7 protein-coding genes are annotated in these 13,157 nt (G+C 71.9%); all 7 read left to right on the plus strand.

Annotated features, from left to right (window positions below):
* The first annotated feature begins 57 nt into the window (after window positions 1-57).
* From E1J61_RS37845 to E1J61_RS19615, 7 genes are read left to right on the plus strand one after another with little or no spacing between them, the layout of a single operon-like run.
* Window positions 58-2,562 (plus strand): hypothetical protein, encoded by a 2,505-nt coding sequence (locus E1J61_RS37845; protein ID WP_133095693.1) that lies wholly within the window; start codon window positions 58-60, stop codon window positions 2,560-2,562.
* 13 nt (window positions 2,563-2,575) lie between these two features.
* On the plus strand, window positions 2,576-4,588 hold the full coding sequence (locus E1J61_RS19590; RefSeq protein ID WP_133095694.1) for a hypothetical protein: 2,013 nt from the start codon (window positions 2,576-2,578) through the stop codon (window positions 4,586-4,588).
* Window positions 4,589-4,600: 12 nt separating this feature from the next.
* Complete coding sequence (locus E1J61_RS19595) at window positions 4,601-6,865, plus strand: hypothetical protein (protein ID WP_133095695.1); 2,265 nt, start codon at window positions 4,601-4,603, stop codon at window positions 6,863-6,865.
* Between the two features lie 11 nt (window positions 6,866-6,876).
* Window positions 6,877-7,125 carry a hypothetical protein gene (locus E1J61_RS19600; RefSeq protein WP_133095696.1) on the plus strand — a complete coding sequence of 83 codons (249 nt, stop codon included), beginning with the start codon at window positions 6,877-6,879 and terminating at the stop codon, window positions 7,123-7,125.
* A 2-nt stretch (window positions 7,126-7,127) separates the two neighbouring features.
* Entirely contained in the window at window positions 7,128-8,876 is a 1,749-nt protein-coding gene (locus tag E1J61_RS19605; RefSeq protein ID WP_133095697.1) for a hypothetical protein, read from the plus strand.
* A gap of 4 nt (window positions 8,877-8,880) precedes the next feature.
* The gene (locus tag E1J61_RS19610) at window positions 8,881-11,016 is read left to right on the plus strand and encodes an ATP-binding protein (protein ID WP_133095698.1); all 2,136 of its coding nucleotides are present in this window, start codon (window positions 8,881-8,883) and stop codon (window positions 11,014-11,016) included.
* Window positions 11,017-11,031: 15 nt separating this feature from the next.
* Window positions 11,032-13,155, plus strand: a complete 2,124-nt coding sequence (locus E1J61_RS19615; protein WP_133095699.1) for a DUF4157 domain-containing protein — start codon at window positions 11,032-11,034, stop codon at window positions 13,153-13,155.
* The last annotated feature ends 2 nt before the right edge of the window (window positions 13,156-13,157 follow it).

Here is a 13,157-nt window from a genome sequence, read left to right on the forward strand (position 1 = left end):
CAGAGCGGATCAACGACAGCGGCCAAACGACGAGAGGTCTGAATTATGGGCAACGCAATGCATACCCCGACTGGCTGCTGCGACGCACCCTGCCCCGGCTGCGAGGTGCAGACCCCGCTGCGCAACCACTACTTCTTCGGCAAGCTGATGGACGTGCCGGACTTCGACGTGGAACAGGCCTACGTGGTGGAGAAATTCCGCCGCCACCATGCACGGCTGCACGGCACCGGCGTGATCTGCGGACTGGAAGTGGCAGCACACCCGAACCCTGCCTGCCGCGACCGCTACGTGGTGGTCAGGCCCGGCGCGGCGCTCGACTGCTGCGGCAACGAGATCCTGGTGATCGACGAGGAAACGCTGGACATCACCTGCTTCCCGGCGGTCCGTGCGCTGATCGAGCAGCCCGACAACGCGGACCACCTGTTGCTGCTATGCATCCGCTACCGCGAATGCCCCACCGAGGAAGTGCCTGTGCTGTACGACGAATGCGGCTGCGACGACTCCCGCTGCGCGCCGAATCGCATCCTGGAAAGCTACGAGTTTGACGTGCTGGTTGACCCGGAGCTGCCGGCGGTACCGCCCGCGCAGCCGCAGCCGCCCACGCTGACGTGGCAGGCCAGCGTCACGCTGGCCGGCGCGCGCGCGGTGGCGCTGCATGAGGCGAGCCAGCGCGCCTATCTTGCGGCGGACTTGTCGGGCGGCGGTGGCACGGTGCAGCAGTTGTGGCTGTCGAACCAGGCGTATATCGCCACCCACAATTTCACCACCGCCGTGTCCGGCATCGCCGTGAGCGGCGACGGCACGCTCCTGGTGGCGCTGGTCGCCGGCGCCACCGCGGCGGACCCGGCACGGCTGGCGCTGCTGGATACCACATCCGCCGGCGATTTCGCCGGTGCCGAAGACGCAACGCTCGACCTGCCGGGCACGGCTGGTGCCACGCAGGCCTGGGTAACGGCGATCGGTCCCAACCGCGTGGCCGCGCTCGTGGTCGGCGGCGGCGACAGCCTGCTATTCACGGTCGATCTCGCGCCGGGCACGCTGACGGCCGTGCTCGACGCCACGCTGAGCGGCTTTGCCGCCACCGCCTGGGCGCTTGGCAGCGACGGCAAGACGCTGTACCTGGCGCAGGCCAATGGCGCGATGCAATCGGTCGACCTGGCCGCGGCAGCACTGACGCCGGCCGCGCTTGGCCTGTCCGGCACCAGCGTCAGTGCGCTGGCAACGGTCAAGACCGATGCCCTCGACCTGCTCGCCTGGACCGACCAGGCCGGCCAGCGCATCGCATTGTCCAAGCCGGACGGCACGCTGCTGCACCAGGATCCGCTGCCCGCGCCTCCCGTGGCGCTGGTCGCCGAAGCGGCCGGCCGCTTCGGCTATGTGCTGATGCAGCCCGCCACCGGCAACAGCCGCATCGTCGCGGTAGACCTGCGCCGCATGCAGCAGGGCCAGCCGGCGCTGCTGTCCAACGCACTGGAAATCGGCCCGGGCGGCGACGCGCTGGCGCTCGCCGGCGAGCGGCTGTGGGCAGTGTATGACGACGGCGCCGCGATCGCCGCCATCGAAGCTACCCATTGCGAGGACTTCCTGGATCCGCATCCCTGCCCGGCCTGCCCCGCGCCGGACTGCGTGACGCTGGCCACGATCGCCCGATACCGCCCGTCGCGCAAGCTCGAAGACCCGACCGTGCCGCCCAGCGACCCGCTCGCCGACACGGCGGCCAATATCGCCCGCCTCGACATGCTGACGTGGCGCGCGGACGTGCCCAGCGTGGCCGACCTGGCGCTGGCGGTGCGCTGCATGCTGGAGCACTGCTGCGGCGGCACCAGCGCCAAGGGCGAGCAGGGCGACCCTGGCCTGCCCGGACAACAGGGTGAGAAAGGCGATAAGGGGGATAAGGGGGATAAGGGGGATAAGGGCGACAAGGGCGACCCCGGCGATCAGGGCGAGCCAGGCAAGCCCGGCGACGGCCTGGACTGGGCCCTGCCCCACATCTGCGACATCAACTGGAAGCATGCCGAGCGAATCCCCTTCGACGCCATCGCCAGGGGACTGGTGGTGGCGTTCGACACGCCGGTGATGGCCGGGGACCTGCATGCCGACTCGATTCACCTGCAGGTGCAGCACGAGGGCCGCCTGGTCGAACTGCCACTGCAATGCTGGTGCGACCTGCCACTGTCGCGCGAAGACCTGAAACCCGGCCGGCTGGAACGCGACTGCGATGCGCAGACCCAGTTCGACCCCGGCGTCGACGCCAACGGCATGGCCACCGCGGTGCGCATCGGCCAGCAGGTCCTGCCAAAGCTGTTTGGGGCCATGCAGGGCAAGCCGGTCAAGCTGCGGCTGCTGGTCAACGGAGACTTTATCCGCGGGCTGCACCATGACACCAAGCAGCTGCGCGCGCTCGACGCCGACCACATCCCCAAGCTGGTCCCGCCGTCGCCGCCCAATCCGCCGCAGCCCGGCGCAGTGCCGGAGTGGCTGCAGCCTCAGGACGAGCGCGTCAGCGGCGACGGCATCGAGGGCGGCACCTTCGAAAGCTGGTTCACCATAGAGCAACGATAGGGAGCACCAGGCCATGAACACCGTGAACGACCTCTATCGCAAACGGCAGGGGCAGAGCCCCACCGCCTGCCCGCCCGAACCCTGCGTCTGCGGCACTTGCGGCATGCTGGAATGCCTGTGCCGGCCGCGCTTCTTCGCCGGCCAGGTGCTGACCGCCGACGACCTCAACCGGCTCGACGGCTATATCCGCGGCAAGCACCGGCTGCACAACCGGCAGCTGCACGGCTGGGGCGTGGTCAACGGGCTGGAAGTCACCTGCAACCCGTGCGGCGACGGCGTCGCGGTCGGCTGCGGCTATGCGCTCAGCCCCTGCGGCGACGACATCGTGGTGTGCGAGGCGGTCAGCGTCGATGTGTGCGAGCTGATCCGCCGCTGCAAGGACGCGGAGCACCGCTGGCAGCAGTGCGAGCCGATGAAGCATCCGCCGCCGCAGCAGTGCGATGCCGGCGAGGAGGAGTGGATCCTGGCGATCCGCTACGCCGAGGCGCCAGCGCGCGGGGTCAAGCCGCTGCGCCCGGCGCCGGACTGCACCGCCAACAGCTGTGCCTGCGGCGGCAATGGCGGCAAGTGCGGCTGTGGCGGTGCCTGCGGCGGCATGAAGTGCGGCTGCAACGGCGCCACGCTGGCCAGGCCGCGCGGCGCGCCGGTGCAGTGCGAGCCCACCGTGATCTGCGAGGGCTTTGCCTTCGAGGTCTACCGCAAGCCGCCCGACAAGGCCCCGGACCCGGTCGGGACCAGCGACAGTACCGTCGGGGGCGCGGCTGGCAACAACCAGGCCTTCAACCCGGACTCCGAACTGATGCAGCGCTTCCGCTGCTGCGTCGAGCTGCTGGTCACGCAGATGCCCAAGCTGCCCGGCGCGCTCAAGGTCCCCGCCACCGCCGCCGAAGCGCTGGCGTGGTACCAGTGGCTCGGCGCGGCGCGCATGCAGCTGCGGCGCTATTTCGGCAGCCACGGCAGCTACAACTGCGACCTGATGGCACAGTTCAATGCCATCTCCTACCCCGCCGCAGGCACGCTCGCCAATGCGGGCGCCATCTACCTGGCGGTGGTGCTGCTGATGATCGTGTGGCTGGACGCCATGCTCGCCTGCTTCTGCTCGGCGCTGCTGCCGCCGTGCCCGGCGCCGACGCGCGAGGTGCGCGTGCCGCTGGCGTCGCTGCATGTCGCCGGCGGCTGCGGCGCCCAGTCCTGCCGCGTGCTGCGCGTGTGCAACTGGACCGTGCACCGCAAGTTCGCCACCACCTTCCCGTCGCTGCAGTACTGGCTCGGCATCCTGCCATTCGGGAAGCAGTTGCGGCAGTTGCTGGAGAACCTGTGCTGCTTCGATATCGGCGGCATCCTGCCCGACAACCGCCTGCAGGACAGCGCGGCGGGCGCGCAGCCCGGGCTCTTCGCGATGCGCGCGGAGGTGGCGCCCGATGTAGCCCCGAACATGGCGCCTGACAACGCGGCCGGGAATGGCAACGGCAATGGCAACGGCAACGGCAACGGCAGCGGCAGCGGCAGCGGCAACGCCGACATCAAGCTGGCCGATGCGGCCTACCAGCGCGCCAACGACCTGCTGAACCCGGCCGTGGCCGAACCCGAACGCATCGCCGGCGCCACCGGGCTGCTGCGCGCCGCGCTGGCGCGCACCGGCAAGACGCTGGAGTTCAGCACGCTGGCCGAGAGCATGATGGGGCCCGGCAGCCCCGGCAATGGCCGGGACCGGCTGTCCCCCGCGGAGACGGCCAACCTGCCCCAGTTCGTGATCGCCAACCAACTGATGCGTCCGAGCGTCGCGGCCGCGATCGCACCGCTGCTCGACGCCGCGCTGGGCCTGTCGCTGCGCGCCACGGCCTTTGCCGGGGCAGCGCCGGAGACGGCCGCCCCCGATGCCATGGCCATCCTGCGCGCCGACATGGACGCGTTGCGCGACAGCGTCAAGGCGCAGGCCGCCGAGATCGAACGGCTCAAGGCAGCGGCCAGACCTGCGCCCAAGCCCGCGCCTGCCACCAAGCGCGGCGGCCGCAAACCCGGCTAGGAGGAGTGCGCCATGACCACCGAATTTGCCGAGCGTCCGCGCTTCTTCGAGGGCCAGTATCTCGGCGCCGAGGACCTGCAGGCGCTGCTGCGCTACTTCAGCACACAGCTGGCGCGCCACCACCTGGGCAGCCACAGCTGGGGCATCGCCTCCGGCATCGAGCTGGTCTACCAGGATTCGCCGCAGGGCGCGGTCGAGGCTTACCTGACGCCGGGGCTGGCCACCGACGGCTATGGCCGCGCCATCGTGGTGGCCGAGCCCTTCCCGCTCGACGCCGGCCTGTTCGCGGGTCAGCCGGCCGGGCTGGTCAACGTATGGATCCGCTATGACGAGGCCGCCGGCCAGGGCGTGCGCCCCGGCTTCGAGGTGTGCGGCGCCACCGATGCCTATGCCCGCGTGGCGGAGTCCTTCCTGGTCGAGGTCGGCGAGCGCAAGACCATCGAGACCCGCCAGGGCGGCGTGGCGCTGGGCGACGACAGCTACGGCGACGCGCGCGAGGCGCCGGGCGCGCTGCTGCCGCTGCAGCCGATCGCGCCGGATGGTTCGGTGCCGGCGCAGCGCTTTCCCGGCGACGACGATCCCAGCCTGTGGCTGATCCCGGTCGGGCGCGTGCTGTGGCAAGGCGGCACGCTACAGAAACCGACGCCCGCCAGCGCCACCCAGTCGCGCCTGTTCCGCCGGCATTCCGGCTGGATCGGCGAGGCGCTGCACGGCACCGGCGGCCTGCTGCGGCTGCGCGGGCGCTGGATCCCGCGCGCGGGCGCCACGCCGGTCGAGCAACTGTGCGAGGCCGACCAGCCCGCCGCCGCCGACCTGGTGTTCTGCGCCAGCGACCCCGACACGCCGCACTTCCGCGAACCGGTCTGGCTCGACGCCGACACACGCGCGCGCGGCCACCTGCGCTACTACGGCACGCGCGCCGAGTGGGTCGATGCCGGCGGCACCGACTACCTGGCACAGGGCACCGTCACCGCGCTCCAGCGCGCCGCGCCCAGTGCCGTCGACGGGGTCGACCTGCGGGTGCTGCTGGGCCAGCCGCAAGGCAGCGCCGGCCCGACCCGGCTCACCCTCGGCGCCGCCACCCCGACCGGCACCGATCCCTGCGCGATCGGATTCAGCTATACCGCCGGCGTGGCGATCCAGCACGACGGCCGTGTCGGCATCGGCAGCACCGACAAGGCGCTGGCCTTGCCGCTGACAATACGCGCGCTCGCGGCCAATGGCGGCCTGGTCGGGCTGGAAGGCACCGGCGGCGCGCTGGCGTGGCAGATCAACATGGGCCCGGCAAAGAACGGCCTGAACGTGACCCAGTCGGATCCGACGCTGAGCAACCTGTTTATCGAGGCGGCCAGCGGCAACGTCGGCATCGGCACGCTGACGCCGGGCGCACGGCTCGACATCCAGGGCGTGCCGTCGCCGCAGGGCAATGCGGTGGGCAACGGCAAGTGGCTGCAGATGGGCAGCAGCACCGCCCCCGATGCCGGCCAGGCCTGGTTCCAGTACGGCCCGCAACTGGCGCCGCTGCTGGTGCTGAGCGACTTCGACGATCCGCCCCGGGTGCAGTTCCAGCAGGTCGGCAACGGTAACGAGGCGGCCGCGCAATTCTCCAGCTGGATCGGCCAGGCCCGTGGCAACTCGTCCGACCTGGCATTGTTCGGCGGCAGCGTCGGCATCGGCACGCTGACGCCGTCGCGCACGCTGCACGTGCTCGGCAGCGAGATCCACAGCGGCGGCGGCGGCGCCGGGTTTTCGTTCGAGAACCGCGAGACCGGCGCCTTTATCGGCAACCCCGGCAACGGCGAGCGCTGGGTCTGGTACGCCAGCGGCGGCAATGCGCGGCTGTGGAGCAACGGCGACAAGCTGACCGTGACCCCGGCCGGGCGCATGGGCCTGGGCACCGCTGCGCCCGCCAGCACGCTGGAAGTGCGCGGCGCGATCCGGCTCGGCGACAACGGCGACTACTTCGCGGTGGGCGGCCTGGCCGAGATGCGCATCGTGGCCGGGCAGGCCAGCGCGGGTGGCGGCTCCGCCGGCACAGGGTGGAGCGTGACGCGCACCGGCACAGGCCAGTACACCGTGAGCTTCGCGCCGGCCTTCACCGCGACGCCGGTCATCGTCGCCAGCCTGGTCGACTCGGCCAACGACGACCAGGTCTGCACCGTGCGCAACGTCGGCCCCGGCGGCTTCACGCTGATCGCCCGCGACGTCACGCCGCCGTCGGAAGGCAGCTTCGTCGACAACGCCTTCCACTTCGTCGCCTACGGGCCCCGCACCTGAAAGGAGCCGCCATGGACCACGCCACCGCCAATGCGCCCGCGGCATCCGCCGCGCCCATCGAACGCAGCCTGCTGCAGGCGCGCCTGGCCACGCTGCGCGGCGAATACAGCGCGGGCCAGCGCCTGCTGGCCGAGGCCGAGGCGCGCGCCGCCACGTTGCGCGAGCAGCTGCTGCGCATCGGCGGCGCCGCGCAGGTGCTGGAAGAACTGCTGGCCGTCGATGCGCAGCCGCCTGCAGCGGCCGTCACTGCGCAGGCTTAGCCATGGCCCACCTGCGCATCCGCCAGTGGCACAACGCATATGCGGTGCCTGCCGCGCACCCCGCGCCGGCCGCGCTCGGCCACCAGCTCGACGCGCTGGCGCCGCAGCTGGCGCAGGCGCTGGCGGATCAGCTCGACGCACTCGGGCTGGATGACGACGCCGTGGTGCTGCTGCCGCGGCTGGAGATCGCCTGCGAGATCGATACCGCGTGCCCCGCCGGGCAGATCGTGCGGCACTGGTCGCGCCAGCTGGCGCTGGCCTTTGCGCGCGCGCTGGCGGATCCAGCCGGCGACGCCATCAGGATGCCCTCGCGCGCGGCTTACCATGCGCGCTTTATCGAACGGCTGCTGCGCGGCGACGGCTGGGACAGCTGGCTCTTCCACCGCTTCGCCGGCCTGCGCATGCTGCCGGCGGGCGCGGCCATCCGCACCCTGCTGACGGAAGACGCCGCCACGGGACGCGCCACGCTGGCGCTGCTGGACAGGGCAAGCTGGCCCATGCTGCTGGCGGCGCTGGGCGAGCGCGAGGCGGTGCGCATCCTGTCCCGCTGGCACGAACAGGAGAGCGAGGCCACCGACGTGGGCCCGTTGGAGCCTGCCGCCAGCGCATGGCGGCAGGCGTCGCCCGGCCGCGTCGCGCCCGCGCTGCTGGCACTGTGGCTGCTCGCGCATGGCGGCGCGGCGCAGCCGGCTGGCATCGGCGCGCTGTGCTGGCTGGCGGCGTTGCTGTCGATGCCTGAGGACATGCCTGCCACCGTGCTGGCGCGTCTTGCCGCGCACGGCGTCATCGATGGCAAACCTGCCTGCGCCACGGATCCCGACTGGCTGGTGCTGCTCGCCACCACGCCGCAGCCTGTGCGTGCGGCAATGGCATCGCTGGCGGCGCAGGCCAGGCAGGTGCAGCAAGAGCGCGCGTCGTCCACACCCGATGCCGCTGCGGAACCGCTTGACGCGCCATTCGGCGGCCTCGCGTGGCTGCTGCCTGCCCTGCATGACCTGTTCGACGGCGGCTGGGCCAGCGCACTGCCCGCGCCGCCGGCCGGGGCCGGCAGCGCGCGCGACGTTGCCGCGCTGCTGGCGCTGGCGATCGCCGCCGGCCATCGTGGCGAACGGGTGTGGCGCGACCCGTTCTGGCGCACCTTCCTGCAGGTGGCGCCAGCCTTTTCACTGCCAGCGCTGCACGACTGGCTGGCCGCCACGGACGCCGAAGCGCCGGCCCTGGCACTCGCCGCCTCGTTGCGCCGCTGTGCCTTCACCGGCGTCGCGCGGCTGCGGGTGCCAGCCGGCGCGATCCGCACCGAAGTATGGATCGAACCCGGCAGCGCCTGCCGCCTGCATGCCGCGACGCCACCGGCTGGCCTGGCCGAGTCCGCGCCGCTGCCGTTCGCCATGCGGCTGCGCCTGACACGGTTGCTGCGCCAGGATCGTGCGCTGCTGGGTGCCAGCCCGGTGCTGGCGGCGCTGCCGCCGGCCTGGCGGGACATCTTCGCCACGCTGGCGCAGGCCGCGCTGCGGCGCATCGCCTTCCGCATTCCGGGCGCGGCCTGTTGCACCTTGCCGTACCTGTTCGCCAACGTGCTCGATACACGCGGCGAGGCCCACCGCGGCGGTGCCGGCGCCGCAACCGGGACCGCCTGGACCCTCTCGCTGCGGCGCCCGCCGCTGCACGTGCTGATGAGCCTGAACGGCATGGCGCGGCTGCGCGTGGCCTGGCCGGGCCGGCGCGAGCTGAGCCTGCACTGCACGGAGTGAACGCATGCGCCGCGATCTCGACCCGCTCATCGCCGGTGGCCGGCAAGCACCGATGCCGGCGCCATGGCCGCAGGCGCATCCCTTCGGCAACGAACGGCTGTGGCTGGACTGCCTGGTCGAGCGCGAGATCCTGCGCCTGCGCGCACGCTACGAACTGTCGCTCGACGAACTGCGCGGCCTCTACATCTCCGACCGCCAGGTCGATGCGCTGCTGCGCCAGCAGGCCGGGCAGCTCGGCCAACCCGATGCCGATCCCGCCGGCGCGCTGACGCGCCAGGCCGCGCAGTGGCGCGAGCATTTCAACGCGGGCTCGCCGCTGGCGCTGCTGGGCGAGCGGCTGGCGCTGGCGCCGGACGATCTGGAGTTGCTGTTCGTGGTGCTCGCGCCTGAACTCGACCTGCGCTACGAAACGCTCTACGCCTACCTGAACAACGACATCGCGCGCAAGGTCGCCACCGTCGACATGGTGTGCCGGCTGCTCGGCGCCGACGTGGTCCCGCATGACGCCGCCGCGCTGCGCGGCCGCGTCCGCGCGCTGGCCGCGGCCGGCATCCTGGTGCTGGCCGACAGTGACAAACAACGCAGCACGCTCGGGCAAAGCCTGGCGCTGGCGCCGCCGGTCGCGCAATTCCTGCTCGGCATCCCGCCCGCCGCGCAGGAGACGGCAGACGCGGACGAACCCTGGCTGGAAGCCGTAGCCGACGCCGTCGGCGCGCCAACCGCCTGCAGCGAGTTGATCGCCTGCCGCAGCGACGACCCCGAACGCCAGGCCGGCTGGGCGCGCCGCCTGCTGGCCCGCCGCGGCCGCCACGCGCTGCACCTGGCGCCGCACGCCCTGCTGGCCGGCACATCGCCGCTGCTGGCCGCCCGGCTCGCGCACGCCGCGCTGGTGCTGCATGATGCCGCCGGCACCAGCCGCGACGCCGCCGCGGACGAACGCCTGGCCGCCGCGCTGCGGCGCACGCTCGACGGCGGCCTCGACGTGCTGTGGCTGGTGCCGCCGAACTGGCGCCCCCTGCCCGCGCTGTCGCGCCTGCCGCTGACCACCTTCACGCTGCCGGCCGCCACCGGCGCCGAGCGCGCGCGGGAATGGGCCGATGCCATCCGCGACGCCCGGCTGGCCGATGCGGGACAGCCGGCCGCGAGCCTGGCCGACACGCTCGCCGCCCGCTTCTCGCTGTCCGGCACCCGCATCCGGCAGGCGGTGCGCGCCGCGCAGGCATTGTGGGCGGCCGACCCGGCCATCGCCAGCGGCCACGAGGCCCTCGACCGCGCCGCGCGCCAGCTCGCCGCGCAGGGGCTGGCACAGGTGGCCGAGCTGGCCACGCGCCCGCACCGCTGGCCGCAACTGGTGCTGCCCGCCACCACGCTGCAGCTGCTGCATGAAATCGCCGCCGCCATCGCCTGCCGCGAGCAGGTGTTCCGCGACTGGAACATGCAGGGCCGCACCGGCCGCAGCGCGGGACTGATGCTGCTGTTCGCCGGCGCCTCCGGCACCGGCAAGACCATGGCCGCCTCGGTGCTGGCCAACCACGCCGGGCTGGACCTGTTCCGCGTCGACCTGGCCAGCGTGGTGTCGAAGTACATCGGCGAGACCGAGAAAAACCTGGAGCGCATCTTCAGCGCGGCGCAGGATGCCGACGCGATCCTGCTGTTCGACGAGGCCGACGCCCTGCTCGGCAAGCGCGCCGAGGTCAGGGACGCGCACGACCGCTACGCCAATATCGAGGTGGCCTACCTGCTGCAGCGCATGGAAACGCACGACGGCGTGGTGATCCTGGCCAGCAACCTGCCCAAGAACCTCGACCCTGCCTTTGCGCGGCGCATGCACTATACCGTCGAGTTCGGGCGGCCCAACGCGGCGCTGCGCGAGCAGTTGTGGCGCGGCATGTTCCCGCCGGGCGTGCCGCTGGCGGGCGACATCGACTATGCGTTCGTCGCCGGGCAGTTCGAGCTGACCGGCGGCGACATCCAGGCCATTGCGCTGGAAGCGGCCCTGCTCGCCGCGGGCGAAGGCAGCACGGTCGGCATGGCGCAACTGATGCGGGCACTGTCGCGGCGCCAGACCAAGCATGGCGACCCTGGCACGGCGGCGCGCTTCCGCGCCTACCAGGACACCATCGAGCGGGGGCGCGCCTGAGGCGCGGCGACGGCCATGGCGCACTATGCCCGCCATGCCTGGCGGCAACGGCCCGCGGGCGAACCGCCGAAAGAACTTGGCCGGCAGCACCACCGGCCCGGCGGCGGCGCACCAGCGCGACTCGACAACCAGGCCGCCCAACGCTACCGGCCCGGGACTGGAACCAGGACCGGGACCACGGCCGGCCACGATGTCGCCGCCATGCTCGGCAGGCTCGCCGCCCTGCCCGCGCGCAGGCTGGATGCCGGCGAGCGCGAACGCCTGCCCGCCGCGGTGCGGGAGCCGGCCCGGCAGGCCCTGCTGCACACCGGCCCCGAGGCCGCCGCGATGGCGCTGGCCCTGCGCGCCCGCGCCTTCACGGCCGGCCGCCACGTTGCCTTCGGCGAGCGCCAGTTCGAGCCGGGCTCGACGGCAGGCAACCGGCTGCTCGTGCACGAGCTGAGCCACGTCGGCCAGCACCGCGGCGGCGATCTCCCCAGCCATGGCGAAGTGGCCCCGGCCGACAGCGCGCAGGAGCAGGAGGCCGCCCGGGTGGCGCAGGGCGCCGCGCCTGCCATCGCCGTCCCCGGCCACGGCGGCATCCTGCGCGACGAAAACCGGACCTCGAGCCGCGACGACCTGATCGCGCGCTTCCGCGCAGCCGTGCGCGCCGGCCGCTGGGAAGAGGCCGCCGTGCTGCTCAACGGCTTCAGTGACGAAGACATCGGCATGCTGCTCGGCGAGCTCTCGCGCAAGGACCGCGAGCTGCTGCGCAACGGCGCCGCCAGGGGCATGCGCGGCTGGTCGAAGCGGGTCACCGATCCGATCGAGAACATGGCCTTTGCCGACATTGAGCAGGACCGCATCCGCCAGTTGCGGCAGGACTACGACAACGCCGTCGCCAAGGGCAACTGGGAGGATGCCGCGCTGCTGCTCAACGGCTTCAACGACGCGGACATCGCGGCACGCACCGCCCAGCTGGGCCCCGAACAGCTCGACGCGCTGACCAAGGCCGCGGACCGCAAGATGCCGGGCTGGGGGGACCGCGTGATCTTTCCCGCCCAGGCCAGCCTGCTCAGCCATGTGCCGCTGCTGTTCCCCGGCGGCGGCACGCCGCGCAACCCGCTGGTCAACTGGAACGCGGGCAACCTGCGTGGCCTGCCGGCGGAAGACATGGTGCTGGTCAACAACTATCCGGGCGCGGTCAAGCTGCCGCGCAACTTTCCCGGCGTGGATTTCATCGAGGGCGGCACCGCCATGCCGATCACCGGACTCGGGCGGCAGGGCCTGCCCTTCTCCGGGCAGAGCGCCAGCATCGAGGGCGGCGCGCTGATCCAGCTCAAGACCATGAAGAACTCGATGGACTTCTATCAGCGGCCCGACACGATGTACAAGGAGCTGAGCAAGGGGCTGGAAAAGCTCGCCAACTTCGAGCCCGGCACCGGGCGCAGCGAGAAGATCGGCAACGAATGGTTCCGCATCGAACACCAGGGCACGCCGCAACGGCGCATCCTCCATATCGAACTGGAGGTCGCGCCGACGCCGCAGCAGCAGGCGCAGCTGGCCCGGCTGGCGACCGACGCGCAAAGCTACGGCGCCTTCGGCGCGGGCAACAAGGTCGAGGTGGTGGTCAAGACGCCAGCGCCGCAGAGCAAGGCCGGCCCCTATGCCAGCTGGGGGGCGGGCACCTTCAACATCGCGATGTTCGCCGCGCAGATCATCGGCCGGCAGAAGAAGATGGCGCGCGACCTGGAAACCAAGGGTTACGCGCCGGTGGGCCCGCTGGCCTACGCCGACCAGCCGTGGTACGTCAGGCTCGGCAGCTTCCTGCGCGGCGACTTCATGGAGCGCTACGGCGATGTCGGGCCGCTCAACATGCCCGTGTGGCGCGCCAACGTCCGCGGCAAGGCGAACGCCAAGCGTCCCGGTGAAACGCTGGTGGTGAGCTGGCAGTACAAGGATCCGCTGGATCCGCTGGGCTTTATCCAGGACGTCGACGTCACCTACCTGAAGAAGCAGGATGGCAGCTGGGAAGTGAAATCGGTCGAGGACAAGCCAGAGGGCTTTACGCCGCCCAGCCTCGATACGATCCTGGATTCCAAAGTTACGGACCAGGACGTGGAACTCCACCTGACCTGCTCCGCCACCCGGTGCGCCTGAGC

This window comes from Cupriavidus sp. L7L (assembly GCF_004353535.1).
Taxonomy (GTDB): Bacteria; Pseudomonadota; Gammaproteobacteria; order Burkholderiales; family Burkholderiaceae; genus Cupriavidus; species Cupriavidus oxalaticus_A.